9 protein-coding genes are annotated in these 15,787 nt (G+C 56.9%); 7 read left to right on the top strand and 2 right to left on the bottom strand.

The annotated features are described in order from the left end of the window. The first annotated feature begins 48 nt into the window (after nucleotides 1–48). The 3 genes from RAL88_RS19660 (at nucleotide 49) to RAL88_RS19650 (ending at nucleotide 4,136) form a co-directional block, all read left to right on the top strand. Entirely contained in the window at nucleotides 49–1,053 is a 1,005-nt protein-coding gene (locus tag RAL88_RS19660; protein ID WP_306265787.1) for an ABC transporter substrate-binding protein, read from the top strand. 165 nt (nucleotides 1,054–1,218) lie between these two features. After that, nucleotides 1,219–3,030, top strand: a complete 1,812-nt coding sequence (locus tag RAL88_RS19655) for an ABC-F family ATP-binding cassette domain-containing protein (RefSeq protein ID WP_306265785.1) — start codon at nucleotides 1,219–1,221, stop codon at nucleotides 3,028–3,030. Next, entirely contained in the window at nucleotides 3,030–4,136 is a 1,107-nt protein-coding gene (locus tag RAL88_RS19650) for an ATP-dependent RecD-like DNA helicase (protein WP_306265783.1), read from the top strand. Before RAL88_RS19655 ends, RAL88_RS19650 begins: the two co-directional genes overlap by 1 nt. On the opposite strand, the gene folD is transcribed toward RAL88_RS19650, so the two are convergent. Beyond that, a complete protein-coding gene (folD, locus tag RAL88_RS19645) occupies nucleotides 4,133–5,050 on the bottom strand; it encodes a bifunctional methylenetetrahydrofolate dehydrogenase/methenyltetrahydrofolate cyclohydrolase FolD (RefSeq protein ID WP_306265781.1) in 918 nt (305 codons plus the stop codon). The genes RAL88_RS19650 and folD overlap by 4 nt on opposite strands. A 138-nt stretch (nucleotides 5,051–5,188) precedes the next feature. Between folD and ade the strand changes: the two genes are divergently transcribed. The 4 genes from ade to RAL88_RS19625 all read left to right on the top strand — a co-directional run bounded on the left by ade (nucleotide 5,189) and on the right by RAL88_RS19625 (nucleotide 12,853). Continuing rightward, the gene (ade, locus tag RAL88_RS19640; RefSeq protein WP_306269768.1) at nucleotides 5,189–6,901 is read left to right on the top strand and encodes an adenine deaminase; all 1,713 of its coding nucleotides are present in this window, start codon (nucleotides 5,189–5,191) and stop codon (nucleotides 6,899–6,901) included. A 207-nt stretch (nucleotides 6,902–7,108) separates the two neighbouring features. After that, nucleotides 7,109–7,519, top strand: a complete 411-nt coding sequence (locus RAL88_RS19635) for a hypothetical protein (RefSeq protein WP_306265779.1) — start codon at nucleotides 7,109–7,111, stop codon at nucleotides 7,517–7,519. A gap of 185 nt (nucleotides 7,520–7,704) precedes the next feature. After that, complete coding sequence (pepN, locus tag RAL88_RS19630; RefSeq protein ID WP_306265778.1) at nucleotides 7,705–10,368, top strand: aminopeptidase N; 2,664 nt, start codon at nucleotides 7,705–7,707, stop codon at nucleotides 10,366–10,368. A gap of 289 nt (nucleotides 10,369–10,657) precedes the next feature. Then, nucleotides 10,658–12,853 carry a PAS domain-containing sensor histidine kinase gene (locus tag RAL88_RS19625; RefSeq protein WP_306265776.1) on the top strand — a complete coding sequence of 732 codons (2,196 nt, stop codon included), beginning with the start codon at nucleotides 10,658–10,660 and terminating at the stop codon, nucleotides 12,851–12,853. 45 nt (nucleotides 12,854–12,898) lie between these two features. On the opposite strand, the gene RAL88_RS19620 is transcribed toward RAL88_RS19625, so the two are convergent. Continuing rightward, complete coding sequence (locus tag RAL88_RS19620; RefSeq protein WP_306265774.1) at nucleotides 12,899–15,772, bottom strand: bifunctional [glutamine synthetase] adenylyltransferase/[glutamine synthetase]-adenylyl-L-tyrosine phosphorylase; 2,874 nt, start codon at nucleotides 15,770–15,772, stop codon at nucleotides 12,899–12,901. Between the last annotated feature and the right edge of the window lie 15 nt (nucleotides 15,773–15,787).

Here is a 15,787-nt window from a genome sequence, read left to right as displayed (position 1 = left end):
AAGAAGCAAACCAGCGCCACGTGCGGCGCCTCTAACAGGGAGACAACAATGAAAACATTTTTTAAAGGAGCACTTGCTCTTGGGGTTGCAGCCGGCATGGGCCTTGCTGCAACCGGTGGCTTTGCCGCCGAAAGTGTGACGCTGCAATTGCAATGGGTCACGCAGGCGCAATTTGCTGGTTATTATGTGGCGCTGGAAAAGGGCTTTTATTCTGACGTCGATCTTGATGTCACCATCAAGCCGGGCGCGCCGGACATTTCCCCGCCGCAGGTTCTGGCCGGCGGCGGCGCGGACGTGATGCTGAACTGGATGCCGTCCGCCCTGGCAGCGCGTGAGCGCGGGGTGCCAGTGGTCAACATCGCGCAGCCCTTCAAACGCTCCGGCCTGATGCTGACCTGCCGCAAGGAAACCGGGATTGAAAGCCCGGAAGACTTCAAGGGCAGGACCATCGGTGTCTGGTTCTTCGGCAATGAATATCCCTTCCTGTCGTGGATGTCACAGCTGGGTATTTCAACAGATGGCGGTCCGGAAGGCGTCACTGTTCTGAAACAGGGCTTCAATGTCGACCCGCTTATTCAAAAGCAGGCCGATTGCATTTCGACCATGACCTACAATGAATTTGGCCAGGTTCTGGACGCCGGAATTCCAGAAGACGAACTGGTTGTGTTCAAATATGAAGATCAGGGCGTTTCTACTCTGGAAGACGGCATTTATGCGCTGGAAGGCAAACTGCAAGACCCTGAATTCGTCGACAAGATGGCACGCTTTGTTTCAGCTTCCATGAAGGGCTGGGAATGGGCCAGAGAAAACTCGGATGCGGCGGCGGAAATCGTGCTCGATTACGACGAGACCGGTGCTCAGACCGAAAAACATCAAAAACGCATGATGAGCGAAATCGTCAAGCTTCTCGGCGACAGTGGTGGCAAGCTGGATCCGGCTGACTATCAGCGCACCGTCGACACGCTGCTGGCCGGCGGTTCCGATCCGGTGATTTCCAAAGAACCCGAAGGCGCGTGGACCCATGTGGTGATCGACAAAGCCATGGCAATGTAATCACCAGCGCTTCTGATCTGACGAAGGGCGGTCTGCGGGCCGCCCTTTTTCTTGTGCGCCCGGCTTCCTGATTGTCCAGCGGGCGTTTTTTGTCGCCATTCTCTTTGCATCCGGTCTGCTGATCGCACATATAGAGCGTTCACAGAGAATCATTCCCGGAAAACAATGGCCGCTCCCCTTCTGACACTGCAAGACGTTCACCTGACCTTTGGCGGCACGCCGCTGCTGGAAGGAGCGGAACTGCTGATCCATGAGGGTGAGCGGATTGCTCTCGTCGGACGCAACGGTTCCGGCAAATCCACCTTGCTGAAAATCGCTGCAGGACTGGTTGAAGCCGACAAGGGCACGCCGGTCATGCAGTCCGGCACAACAACGCGCTATCTGCCGCAGGAGCCGGACTTTTCCGGCTATGCCACCACTCTGGAATATGTCGAGGCCGGTCTGACCGAAGGTGATGAGAATTACCGTGCGCTGTATCTGCTGGGCGAGTTGGGTCTGGATGGCACGGAAAACCCGGCAACCCTGTCCGGGGGCGAGGGACGCCGCGTTGCATTGGCCCGGGCCATTGCGCCGGAACCCGATATTCTGTTTCTCGATGAGCCGACCAACCACCTTGACCTGCCGACGATTGAATGGCTGGAGCGTGAACTGCAGTCGATGCGCTCCGCCTTTGTGCTGATCAGCCATGACCGCGCCTTTCTGGAGCGTCTGACAGGTGCGACTGTCTGGATTGACCGAGGCGTTACCCGCCGCATCAACGTGGGATTTTCCGGGTTTGAGAGCTGGCGCGACAAGGTTCTGGAAGAAGAGGAAACCGAGCGCCACAAGCTCGACCGCAAGATTGTTCGCGAAGAACACTGGCTGCGCTACGGGGTAACCGCACGGCGCAAACGCAATGTCCGGCGTCTCGACGGGCTTCATGCCCTGCGCGACACGCGCCGCAATCTGCGCCAGCGCACTGGTTCTGTCGACATGCAGGCGGCAGAGGCAGAAAGCTCTGGCAAGCGCGTCATTGAGGCGACGGAGATTGCCAAATCCTATGACGGGCGCAGCGTGGTTTCCGGCTTTTCCGTGCGCATCAACCGGGGCGACCGGATTGGTATTGTCGGGCCGAACGGAGCCGGCAAAACCACCCTTGTGAAGCTCCTCACCGGGCAGATCGAGCCGGACAGCGGCAGCATCAAGCTGGGTGCCAATCTGGAAATGCTGACACTCGACCAGAAGCGCGAGCAGCTTGATGACACGCAAAGCCTGAAAGACGTGCTGACCGGCGGTGTTGGCGACATGCTGATGGTCGGAGATCAGCAACGCCATGTTTTCAGTTACATGAAGGATTTCCTGTTCACACCGGAGCAGGCTGGAACGGCTGTCGGGAAGCTTTCCGGCGGCGAGCGCGCCCGGGCGATGCTTGCACGCGCGCTGGCAAAGCCGTCCAATCTGCTGGTGCTCGACGAGCCGACCAATGATCTGGATCTCGATACGCTTGATCTGTTGCAGGAACTGATTGCCGACTATTCCGGCACGGTCATTCTGGTCAGTCATGACCGGGATTTTCTCGACCGCACCGTCACCAGCACTCTATCGAGCGAGGGCGATGGCAATTGGCAGGACTATCCCGGCGGCTATTCCGACATGCTGACCCAGCGTGGCAAACGCCCCGAGAACAAGCCGCAAGGCAAATCAAAAAGCCGCAAAGCCAACAAGCTGGGCGGAACCGCGAAGACCAGAGCCAAGCTCAGTTTCAACCAGCAACATGCCTTGAAAACCCTGCCCGCTGAAATTGACCGGCTGGGCACTACAATTGCCTCGCTGGAAAGCGTGATGGCCGATCCCAAGCTATTTGCCAAGCAGCCGGAGACTTTTGCAAAAACCGTGAAAGAGCTGGAAGCGACACAGCAAAAGCTGGCTGAGCATGAGGAAAAATGGCTCGAACTTGAGCTGTTGCGCGAGGAGATCGAAACTGGGGATGCCGCCTGATGCAGTGGTCGCCGGAACAGGATCAGGCGCTGTCTCTGGTATCGGAATGGATTACTGACAGCGCCTCCCAGGTGTTTCGCCTGTTCGGCTATGCCGGGACCGGCAAAACCACGCTGGCCCGGCATCTGGCCGAAGGTGTCGAAGGCCCGGTGGAATTTGCCGCTTTCACCGGCAAGGCGGCCCAGGTGCTGCGGGAAAAGGGCTGCGAGGACGCCGGCACGATCCACAGCCTGATCTACCGGCCCGACGAGGAAACCGGCGCTGATCCGACATTCACCCTGAACCGCGACAGTCCAGCCGGCAAGGCGGATCTGATCATCATCGATGAATGCTCTATGGTCGATGAAGATCTGGGGCGCGATCTCCTGTCGTTCGGCACAAAAGTGCTGGTTCTTGGCGATCCGGCGCAATTGCCGCCGGTCAAGGGCGGCGGTTTCTTTACCGAGCATGAGCCGGATTTTCTGCTGACCGAGGTGCATCGCCAGGCCCGCGATAATCCGATCATCGAGATGTCGATGCGCATCCGCGAAGGCCAGAAACTGGAGTATGGCCAGTATGGCGAAAGCCAGGTGATTTCGCGCCGCGATATAGACTCAGAGCTGATGATGGCTGCAGATCAGGCTCTGGTGGGACGCAATGTCACGCGGATGAATTACAATGCCCGCATGCGTGCGCTGCAATCCTATGACGGCTCGATGCCACATCCGGGAGAGCGGCTGATCTGCCTGCGCAACAACAAGAAAAAGGGCCTGCTGAACGGCAGCCTGTGGGTGGTGGCCAGCGCCAAAGAAAGCCGCGTCGGACTGTATGATCTGCGTCTTCTGCCCGACCCGCCGCCGATCATTCAGGGGGTCAAATCGCGCCAGACCCGGGTCCGGGTGCGGCCTGAGTTCTTTCAGGGGCGGGAATCTGAATTATCCTGGCCGGAACGGCGCAAATCCGACGAGTTTGATTTTGGCTATGTACTGACGGTGCACAAGGCGCAGGGCTCGCAATGGGACGATGTTGTGCTGTTCGATGAAAGCTTTGCCTTCCGCGAGCATCGCGAGCGCTGGCTCTATACTGCCGTCACACGCGCCGCAAAAACCCTGACCATTGTGCGTTAGAGCGACAGATCCGGCTCTAGGTCCGCCCGTCCTGCAGCGCGCGCGGCCGCAATTGCGGTGTTGGCCATCAACATGGCAATGGTCATCACGCCGACACCGCCGGGAACCGGTGTGATTGCCCCGGCAACGCCAAGCGCGGCATCAAAATCCACATCCCCGACGAGACGGGTCTTGCCCTCGCCCTTTTCCGGTGCATCAACGCGGTTGATGCCAACATCGATGATTGTTGCACCGGGCTTGATCCAACCGGCATTGATCATTTGCGGCCGCCCGACCGCCGCCACCAGAAGATCCGCATTGCGGCACAGCGCCTCAATTTCCCGGGTGCGGCTATGGGCAATGGTCACGGTGCAGCTTTCCTGCAGCAGCAACGCCGCCATCGGCTTGCCGACGATATTGGAACGGCCGACGACCACCGCATTGAGCCCGCTCAAGTTCTCGCCAAGTGCCTGTTTTGCCAGCATCAGGCTGCCGGCAGGGGTACAGGGGATCATCGCCCGGCTGCGGTTTCCCGAACTGAGCAATCCGACATTGATGGGGTGAAAGCCGTCGACATCCTTTTCCGGCAAGATGCTTTCAACAATTTTTTCCTCAGAGATGTGTTGAGGCAGCGGCAATTGCACCAGAATACCGTGAATCGCAGCGTCGGCATTGAGGCTTTCAACCAGCGTCAGCAGATCGGCCTCGCTGGTGCCGGCATCGAGCCGGTGGGTGCGCGACAGAAACCCGCACTCCTCGGCCCTTTTTCCCTTGGAACGGACATAGACCTGGCTGGCCGGGTCTTCGCCGACAATAACGACCGCAATGCCCGGAATTATGCCGGTCTGCGCAATCAGTCGGGCGGTCGCCTGTTTGACGGTTTCAACCACGGTTGCGGCAAGGGTTTTACCGCTGATGATCTGCGCTTGCGACATAAAAGCTTCCTGATTCTGCCGGGCAACAGCCCGCTTCCGATTTAATGAGATACAAATCACGCCCGAATAAGTATTGCAATGCAGCGCTGTCTTGCGGATGCCAATGCGACACGGCATGATCCGGCAAAGGACAAAATCATGGAAAGTAATCTGAAGGCCAGAATCGAGCAGGCCAAAGGTGATGAACCGGCTGATCTGGTGATCAAGAATATCCGCACGCTGGATATCATAACCGGGGTATTGTTCGACGGCGATATCGCAATCACCGGCGATACGATTGTCGGGATTGCCGAAAGCTATCAGGGCAGAACCGAGATCGACGGCAGCGGCCTGACGGCGGTGCCGGGCTTCATTGATACGCATCTGCATGTGGAATCCTCGCTTGTCACACCGCTGGAGTTTGATCGCTGTGTCCTGCCGCATGGTGTCACGACCGCTATTTGTGATCCGCATGAAATCGCCAATGTGCTGGGTGCCGTGGGGATTCGTTATTTTCTCGACTGCGCAGAGCAAACCATCATGGATTTGCGGGTCCAATTGTCGTCCTGTGTTCCGGCAACCGCATTTGAAACCTCCGGCGCAACACTTGCGGCCAATGATCTGCAACCCTTCATGACCCACAGGAAGGTCATCGGTCTGGCGGAAGTGATGAATTTTCCCGGTGTGCTGGCCGGTGAGGCCGACATGCTGGAAAAGCTGGTGTTGTTTGCCGACCGGCCGAAGGACGGGCATGCGCCGCTGCTCTCCGGCAAGCAGCTGAACGCATATTCCGCCACCGGCATCGCCACGGAACACGAGGCGACCACTGCCAAAGAGGCGCGCGAAAAACTGCGCAAGGGCCTGACCATTTTGATTCGCGAAGGCTCGGTTTCCAAGGATCTTCATGCCCTGGCGGAAATCATCGATGAAAACACCTCGAGTTTTGTGGCGTTCTGCACAGATGACCGCAATCCGATGGAGATCGCCGAAGAAGGTCATCTGGATTACATGATCCGCACGGCGATTGGCCTTGGCCGGCCGTTGCATCATGTCTACCGGCTTGCCAGTTGGTCCGCCGCCAAGGCCTTTCGCCTCTGGGACCGGGGTCTGATTGCACCGGGCTATCGCGCCGATATCGCGCTGTTGTCCTCGCTGGAAGATTGCCGGGTGGACCAGGTCATATCAGCAGGCAGACCGGTGAATGAGGCCCTGTTTCGCACACGCCGCAGCATTGCCGCGGTCGGACAGAACAGTGTCAAAGCCGATGCGGTGACGGCGGCGCATTTTCAGATGCCCGGACCATCGCGTGAGATTTCCGTCATTGGCGTTGAGGCCGGTCTGATTCTGACCCAACATCTGCGCCGCAACGCCCCGGCGGCAGACGGATTTCTGACAGCTGATACGCAGACTGATCTGGCAAAGCTTGGCGTCATTGAACGCCATGGCAAATCCACAGCATCGCTGCCGCTGTCCGGCCTCGGCTTTGTCGAAGGATTCGGCCTGCAAAAAGGCGCGCTGGCCTCCTCCGTCGGCCATGACAGCCACAACATCACCGTGCTGGGGATGAATGATGCCGACATGGCCATAGCCGCCAACCGGCTGATTGACCTTCAGGGCGGCTTTGTCGTGGTGGCGGATGGCAACATACTCGCCGAATTTGCGCTGCCGATTGCCGGTCTTATGAGTGAGTTGCCGCACGAACAGGTTCACACGGGATTGATCCCGTTGCGCAAAGCCGCCAAAGACCTTGGATGCCGCCTGCCGGAGCCGTTTCTGCAGATTGCGTTTCTACCGCTGCCGGTGATCCCTCACCTTAAAATCACCGATAAAGGCCTTTTTGATGTGGACGCGTTTCAACATGTCGATCTGTGACCAATATTCGCTGCAAACCTTCCACGACTGAGACAGCTGCGGGCATGGCGGCACGGTCGAGGTAGGTTATCGAAGGGGGCAGCACCCGCTGCCTGGCCGCGATTCACTCTTTATTGGTCTTTGCACTTTAAGGTGGATCATCCGATACAGCGTTCCGGCAAGGCCAAAAATCTCATGCCTATTTTTGACCAGAAGCATGCCGATCTTGTGATCGCGCTGATAGGCGCCGCATCCGACATCCGTCATTCTCTTGGACAGTTGGCTCAAAAAATCGCCATTGTGACCTATGACGACGCTCTGGCGTGTGTGGAATCCTTCAAGCTGCAGGCGACGAATGCCAAGCCTCCGGCGGAATTGATTCTGCTGGATGCGACGCAGGCCAGTGTGGATGTCGGGCAGTTTCTGCAAGCTTTCCGCGACGTGCGGGGTTTTGAGAAAATCCCGGTGATTGTCATGATGCCGGCCGCAGATGCAGAAAATTCTGATCGCCCTTTTCAGCCGGACCCCATGGACCCCTCCAGCCGACAGGGCACCATCCTTTATTTGCCGAAGTCCAGCCTAAAAGGTGCTTACAGCCCTTTATCGCAGATCATTACTGATTACTGGATGACGGCCTGAAGGTTTCGATCTCGTGATGGACACGGCAGAAACCTGATTGGCAGAAACCGGATAAATGTGTGCCCGGCTGACTTTTTCCCTGCGGCGGCTTTGCGGTGCGGCCTGGAAGCTTTATATCAACAGTCACGATCAGGCCGTCCTACCCTGCACTGGCCCCGCCACCCGTTTCATCAGCTGGACTTTTCATGACAACACAAAACCGTCGCAAGCAGGCCATCCGCCTCAAGGACTATCAGCCAACGCCGTTCGCAATTGAGCATACCGATCTGTTGTTTGAGTTGGGGAACGAAGTCACGGATGTTACGGCAACCCTGACATTATCGAAGCGGCCGGGTGCCGCAGATGATGCCATTGTCGACTTCGTTGGCGATGGTCTGGTACTTCAGGCCATCGAGATCAATGGTGCCGCACTGGCGGAAACCGCCTATTCTGCAACGCCCGACAAACTGACAATCCACCACCCGCCAGCCGGCGAATTTACTGTTAAAATTGTCACCAGACTGAATCCCAGGGCAAACAAGAAACTGATGGGGCTTTATCGGTCCGGGTCGGCCTATTGCACTCAATGCGAGGCCGAGGGATTTCGGCGCATTACCTATTTCTATGACCGGCCCGACGTGTTGAGCACCTACACGGTGCGCATTGAGGCAGACCTGGTTGAAGCGCCGGTGCTGCTGTCCAATGGCAACCAGATCGAAAGCGGACCGCTTGCAGGCGCCGACAAGTTTCATGGCTCCGGCCGGCATTATGCTGTGTGGCACGATCCCTTTCCAAAACCGTCTTATCTGTTTGCTCTGGTGGCTGGCGATCTGGCCTGTGTCGAAGACAGTTTCACAACACAAAGCGGACGCAAGGTCGTGCTGCGGATTTTTGTCGAGCATGGCAATGAGGGCAAGTGCGACTACGCCATGGATGCACTGAAACGCTCCATGCGCTGGGACGAGGAACGCTTCGGCCGGGAATATGATCTTGATATTTTCATGATTGTCGCAGTGTCCGACTTCAACATGGGGGCGATGGAAAACAAGGGCCTCAATGTCTTCAATGACAAATATGTCCTGACCGACCCGGAAGCCGCTACGGACGCTGATTATTATGGCGTCGAGCGGGTGATCGCCCATGAATATTTTCACAATTGGACGGGCAACCGCATTACCTGCCGTGACTGGTTTCAACTCTGTCTGAAGGAAGGTCTGACCGTCTATCGCGATCAGGAATTCTCTGCCGATATGCGCTCTGCGGCGGTGCAGCGCATCGGCGATGTGCGTTCACTGCTGGCGCGGCAGTTTCCCGAGGACCAGGGCCCGCTGGCCCATCCGGTGCGCCCGGAAGTCTACGAAGAGATCGACAATTTCTACACCGCAACGGTCTACAATAAGGGCGCGGAACTGGTGCGCATGATCGATACGATTCTGGGGCGCGACGGATTTCGCAAGGGCATGGATCTGTATTTTGAACGCCATGATGGCGAAGCCACCACCATTGAAGCGTTTCTATCCAGTTTCGAAGATGCCAATGACACCGATCTGAGTAATTTTTCGCACTGGTACCATCAGGCCGGGACACCGGTGGTCAAGATTGATGAGATGCATCATGAAGATGGCAGCCGGAGGCTGACAATCTCGCAGAGATTCTCCGAGCTTCCGCATATCGACGGCGAGCGCCCGGCCCTGACGATCCCCCTTGCCTTCGGCTATGTCGGCCCGAACGGGGAAGATGTCGCGGTGGTTGGCAGCAATGGTGAAACAGACATGTTGCTGTTGAGCGACAAAGCCCAGGGCTTCCGGTTTGACAATGTGCCGCAAGATGCGCGGCTTTCGATCAACCGCAACTTTTCTGCGCCGATTGTGCTGGAGCAAAAACAAAGCCCGGAAGATCAGGTCTTTATCGCGGAGCGGGACAGTGATCCGTTCAATCGCTGGCAGGCGGTGCAGAATCTGGCGATGACTTCTCTGAAGGCTGCGAACACTGCCATTCTGACCGGACAGAAACCACAACCGCCGCTGCCGCTGGTTGCCGCTTTGGCCTCGCTGCTTGCCAATGACGCCCTGGACAACAGTTTCAAGGCACAATGCGTTCAGCTTCCCCAGTTGCAGGATGTGGCCGAAGCCGTGGGAACCGGGTTCAATCCGGATGCAATCGCCCATGCCCATGCCTATATTGATGCCTATGTTGCACTTAGCCTGGAAGATGATCTGGCCGGGCTCTATCAGCGTTTCGTGAAGGCCAATGATACCGCCACCGATGCGACCAATGCGGCACGCCGGGCTCTGAAAAATGCGGCGCTGCGCCTGCTTGTGGCAACCGACAAGAGCGAATATGCCGCCCTTGCTGCGCGGCAGGCGATGCAAGCTGACAACATGACGGACCGAATGGCTGCCCTGATGGCGCTTTGCCGCCAGGGCCGGACAGAACGCGCAGAGCCGCTGGTCGATATGTATGAGCGGTTCGACAGCAATGGCCTGGTGATGGACAAATGGCTGACGCTGCAGGCGATGACGAACAGCGATGAAACGCTGAGCACTGTCCGCGCGCTTCTGCACGATCCGGTTTTCAGCATGGAAAACCCCAACCGGGTGCGCTCGCTGATTGGTGGATTTGCCTCGAATTTCCAGCAATTCAACCGTGTTGACGGCGCCGGCTACCAGTTTCTGACGCGACAGGTCGGTGCGCTCGACACGCATAATCCACAAATCGCAGCGCGCTTGCTGGAAGGATTGAGGTCATGGCGCAAACTGGAACCCGGCCGCCAGCGGCTGGCGCGGCTTGCTCTTGAAAAACTTCGTGAGCAGTCCGGGCTTTCTTCAAATGTCGCCGACATCGTCAATCGCCTGATCGGTAGTGACTGAGCGCAACGCCATTTGAACCATGATTCCGCGTTAACCATTTTTTTTATTTTGACTCTAGACATGCTGATTCGCATCGATTCAAATGAAAGTGATTCGGCAGGGTTGAGTGGCCGAAATTAACTGAAATTCGAGGGATTCTATGGCGCGGGCGGTGACCGCCAGGGCGCCTGCTGAAGGTCGCCCATTTGCGACCGGCGGAGGGCGAACACATCTCTTTAACAGCTTGAAAAGCCTGGCACGGCCGGCAGATCGCAAGTTGTTAGGACTTGACCCTATACTGAAAATTCTGATGCCTGTGATGGTGGTGTTGTCGTTGGGTATTGTCGCGACAATCCGGATCGACAGTCTTACCCAGGACTTCAAGGCGTCCATGGAAGAAGTGGAAGTGACGTTGATGTCGCTTGCCATCGCCACGGCTGCCAGTGTCGACAAACAGGCGAGCAAACCGAGCACAACCGATTTCAACGCTCTGCTGAACAATGTGCTGCCGCATGGTGCCCTGCGTAACGGCCGCAGATTCTATCTGCTCGACCAGCGCGGTGAGATATTGGGCCGCGCTGCACTGGAACCGCCAACGGTGCAGGCGGACAATATTGCGACCCTGCTGGGCGACAATCAACAATTGCTCGTTATGGGGGGAGAAGCCGGTGTGCTGCGCATCAAATCTCCCGATGGCGAAGATGTTATGGCAACGGTGCGACATCTGAATAATCCTCTGATGTCTCTGGCAATTATCCAGCCACATCGCGCAGCCCTGCGCAACTGGTACGCAAAACGGACGCAGGATCTGCTGATCTTCGTCGCCATGCTGCTGTTGTCACTGGTTCTGGTCTACAGTTTTTTCGCCCAGTCGGCCCGAGCTCACGAAGCCGATGCGATTTATGCCAACGCCTACCGGCGCCAGGAAACCGCTCTCGTTCACGGTCGTTCCGGCCTGTGGGACTGGGATCTGAGCCAGGGTTCGATGATCTGGTCAAACTCGATGAGTGAATTGCTGGGTTATCCGGTGCGCGGTAAAAACCGGGACCTGCTGTTCTCTCTGGACGATCTGAACGGCCTCATTCATCCCGACGATGTTGATCTGCACAGACTTCAGGAAACCCTTCTGGTTACCCGAAAACCCCAGTTCGATCAGCAACTGAGAGTCCGTCACGCCAATGGCAACTGGATCTGGCTGCGGTTGCGCGGCGAAGTTCTGAACCATCAGAATGGCAACCGCCAATTGGTTGGTATTGCCACCGATGTGACCGAACAGCATCTTCTGGCCGAACAAACCCGCATGGCTGATATCCGCCTGCGCGACGCCATTGAGACTACCTCGGAAGCCTTTGTGCTGTGGGACAATCAAAACCGCCTTGTCATGTGCAACACGAAGTATCAGCAACTTCACAAACTCAAGCCCGAAGATGTGAGATCCGGAACCTCCTATGATGAAATTGCAGCCAAGAGCAACCCGGATATAGTTTCCACGATCACGCTTCCAACACCACATGACGGGGATACGTTTCAGACCGCTGCCCGAACCTATGAAGCCGCTCTGGCGCACAGTCGATGGCTCCAGATCAGCGAACGGCGCACCAAGGATGGCGGCTTTGTTTCTGTCGGTACAGACATCACCGAGTTGAAACTGAACGAGCAGAAGCTGGTCGAAAATGAACGGCGCCAGACTGCCCTGATCCGGGATCTCAGCAATTCCCGTCAGAAACTGGAAATCCAGGCGCAGCAATTGGTGGAACTGGCAGAAAACTATGCCTATGAAAAAGAAAATGCCGAAGCGGCCAGCAGTGCAAAATCCGAATTTCTGGCAAATATTTCGCACGAGTTGCGTACCCCGTTGAATGCGATTATCGGGTTTTCCGAAATTATGCGCACCGGCGTCTTTGGCAATCTGGGTTCTGAGAAATATCTCGAATATTGCGATGACATCCACGAAAGCGGCAATTTTCTGCTGGCCGTTATCAACGATATTCTGCAGATGTCGAAGATTGAAGCCGGGCGACTGCAGCTCAATTTCGAAACGGTCGAGATCAACGAAATTGTCCGCGAGTCGATGCGGGTGATGGGTGCGGAAGTCATGGCAAAAGACCTCCAGCTGCTGGTTACCGCGACGGGCCCGATCAGCTTTGAAGCCGACCGCCGCGCCATGAAGCAGATCATGCTCAACCTGCTGACCAATGCGGTCAAATTCACCCCCGATGGTGGCACGATCGAAGTCAAGCCCAAGATTGGAGAATACGGTCTCTATCTGTCGATCAGGGATACCGGCATCGGCATTCCTGAAGATGCCATCAACAAGCTCGGCACACCATTTGAACAGGTGCAGAACCAGTTTACAAAGGATCACAAGGGCTCAGGACTTGGCCTTGCCATCACCCAAAGCCTGGTGGGCATGCATGGCGGACATATGCAGATCACCTCCAAAGAGGGCGTCGGCACCACTGTCACCGTCTGTCTGCCGCTGGTTCAGGACTTGCACGACAAGTAAACCAGGACAGTGCCGCACTGTCTGGTGTGAAATACCTGAGGTGATTTAAGCTGCGAAAAATTCTTTAACCACGGCTGCGACATCACTCTGATAGGCTTTTAGCTGCGCTTCAATCTGCGCAATGTCCGGCAGTTCACACGAACGGGTCAGAATTGGCAGAAAGCCGGGCTGCTGCAGAAAGTCAGTGCGGCTTTCTCCTCCGTCAAACGCCATCCGGATCAGCTGTTGCAGCCCCTCGTAAAACCGGTGTGCCTGCACCAGCAATTCACCGTCGAGCGACGGGATCAGCTCCAGTTCTACCGCCTTGGAGAGTGCAGCACGGGTATTTCCCAGCAAAATGTCAGGAAAGGTGCCGGCATTCTGCAGTTGGAGAACCTGCGCAATAAATTCGATATCGACCACACCACCTGCGGCGGTTTTCACATCCCAGATATGAGAAGGCGGCTTGGCATCATGAATTTTTTCCAGCATGTCGGCAGCGTCGGATTTAAGCACATCAGCATCCTGATCGCTGATTGCATCATTGATTGTCGTGCGCATCAGGCCGCACAGTCCGTTGTCCCCGCAAATCGGACGGGCACGAGTCAGCGCCATGCGCTCCCAGGTCCAGGCCTGATCTTTCTGATAATTGACAAAGGTCTGGTACTGCGTCGCCAGCGGCCCGGCATTTCCGGACGGCCGCAAACGCATATCTATCTCATAAAGCAGCCCCTCGCCCGTAGGCGCGGACAGGGCGGTGATCAGGCGCTGCGTCAGGCGCGTGAAATATTGCGATACCGCCAGGGGCTTGGCACCATCAGATTGTTGTGCGCTGTCCTTGAAATCATAAATCAGCATCAGATCAAGGTCGGAAGTTGCCGTCATCTCTCTGCTGCCAAGCTTGCCCATGGCAACGATGCAGAACCGGGCATCCGCCACATAGCCGTGTCTGGAGGCAAAATCGTCCAGCGTCGCCTGCAGCATTTTCCAGACAACAGCCTCGGCCAGTGCCGTATATGCGCGACCGGTTTCACTGGCGCTGAGCGTGCCGGTCAGAACCCGTGTGCCGATCAGAAATAACTGCTCCTGGGTAAATATGCGCGCCCGGTCCAAAGCGTCCTCAAAGCCGCGCGCTTGTGTCAGTGTCTGCTCCAGATGGTTTGTCATATCATCAACAGTAAAAACCGCACCGAAAAAACCCGGATCCAGCAATGCATCCAACACATGAGGCCGCCGGGTAATGGTGCCCGCCAATCGCGGGGCGGCACCCAGAATCAGCGACAGCAGGCTGAGCAGTTCAGGATTGGATTTGAGCAGGCTGAACAATTGCAGTCCGGCGGGAAGACCACTGAGAAAACGGTCGAACCCGGACAGGGCCAAATCGGGCTGGCCGCTCTCTGAAACCTGTTTCAGCAAGGTCGGCATCAGTCCGGTGAGCACCCTGCGGGCATGTTGTGACCGGGTCGCCGGAATGCGTCCATAGTGCCAGCCGCGGATGATGGAAATGGCATTGGAGGGATTCTCAAATCCCATGTCGGACAGGGTTTCCAGCGTGCCCGGATCATCCTCATCGCCGGTGAACACAAGATTACCGGCGGCCGGCGCCAATACATTCTCTTCTTCAAACAGACGGGCATAATGCTGCTGAACCCGGGTGAAGGTGGCAATCAGATCCGTGTCAAAATCGGCGAGATCGGTTGCCCCGGCCAGGATTGCCAGCGATCTGCGCTTGTCCGGATCAGACGGCACGATGTGAGTCTGTTCGTCGTCCATCATCTGAATGCGGTTTTCGACACGGCGCAGATAGTCATAGGCTTCCGACATATCGCGGCAAACCTCCGCTTCAACCCAGCCGATCTGCTGCAGTCTGGTTAATCCACTCAGCGTCATGCGGTGGCGCAATTCCGGATTGCGCCCGCCGGCAATCAATTGCTGGGTCTGGACGAAAAACTCGATTTCCCGTATTCCGCCGCGCCCGAGCTTGATGTTGTGACCAGCACTGCAAATTTTGCCAAACCCCTTATGGGCATGGATCTGCCGCTTGATCGCCTGAATGTCTTCGATGGCCGCGTAATCGAGATATTTCCGCCAGATGAACGGGCTGACATCGACGAGGAATTCATCGCCGACCGGTTTGTCACCAGCGATCGGCCGCGCTTTGATCAGCGCCGCGCGTTCCCAGTTCTGCCCGGTTCCCTCGTAATATTGCAAAGCACCGGCGACAGAGACAGCCAGCGGTGTGGAACCTGGGTCCGGACGCAGTCGCAGATCCATTCTGTAGACATAGCCGTCACCGGTGCGCTCCTGCAGCAGCCGCACAAGGCGCTTGACCAACCGCACCCAGAAAACAGATGGCTCCTGTCCTTCCGACAGAACAGCGGCATTGCGGTCATACAAGGCTATGAGGTCGATATCACTGGAGTAGTTCAGCTCCCAGCCGCCCAGCTTGCCCATGCCAAGCAGAACAAAGCCGAGCCCGTCAAGACCATTTTCGGGCAAGTCATAAACGCATTTGCCGGATTCAATTTCGCGGCCGACAAGATAGCGCAGCCCGGCCTCCACCGAGAGTTCAGCAGCCTGGGACAGGGCTGCCAAAATAGCACTTTGCGCCACGGCATCGGCAATATCCCAGAGCGCAATGCACAATGCAGTGTTCTGTTTGTAGTGGCGCAGAGAACTCATCGCTTCAGCATCATCCAAGGCATCGGACAAGCTGGCATGAAGACGTTGCGTGGCGCTTTCCAGAAAAGCGTCGAAGCCGCTGTTGCACAGATTCTGAAGCCGCTCCTCATCCTGTTGCATCAGGTGCCGAAGGTGGGGCGCGTGAACTGCGACCTGCTGGAGAAACTCTCTGAGCGGCTGCGGGAAGTCCGTGGACCGATCGGCAAAATCAACCGGGCAAGCTGCATCGGCAGATGCCTCGGCAGCAAGTGGTAACATGGCGTCTGCCAGAGT

The organism is Pararhizobium sp. IMCC3301 (assembly GCF_030758315.1).
Taxonomy (GTDB): Bacteria; Pseudomonadota; Alphaproteobacteria; order Rhizobiales.
This window is presented reverse-complemented; position numbering and strand designations above follow the sequence as displayed.

Coding starts and splice junctions, on each gene's coding strand:
- ade (WP_306269768.1), top strand. CDS start 5,189: ATGGAAAGTAATCTGAAGGCCAGAATCGAGCAGGCCAAAGGTGATGAA.
- pepN (WP_306265778.1), top strand. CDS start 7,705: ATGACAACACAAAACCGTCGCAAGCAGGCCATCCGCCTCAAGGACTAT.
- RAL88_RS19620 (WP_306265774.1), bottom strand. CDS start 15,772: ATGTTACCACTTGCTGCCGAGGCATCTGCCGATGCAGCTTGCCCGGTT.
- RAL88_RS19660 (WP_306265787.1), top strand. CDS start 49: ATGAAAACATTTTTTAAAGGAGCACTTGCTCTTGGGGTTGCAGCCGGC.
- RAL88_RS19625 (WP_306265776.1), top strand. CDS start 10,658: ATGCCTGTGATGGTGGTGTTGTCGTTGGGTATTGTCGCGACAATCCGG.
- RAL88_RS19655 (WP_306265785.1), top strand. CDS start 1,219: ATGGCCGCTCCCCTTCTGACACTGCAAGACGTTCACCTGACCTTTGGC.
- folD (WP_306265781.1), bottom strand. CDS start 5,050: ATGTCGCAAGCGCAGATCATCAGCGGTAAAACCCTTGCCGCAACCGTG.
- RAL88_RS19650 (WP_306265783.1), top strand. CDS start 3,030: ATGCAGTGGTCGCCGGAACAGGATCAGGCGCTGTCTCTGGTATCGGAA.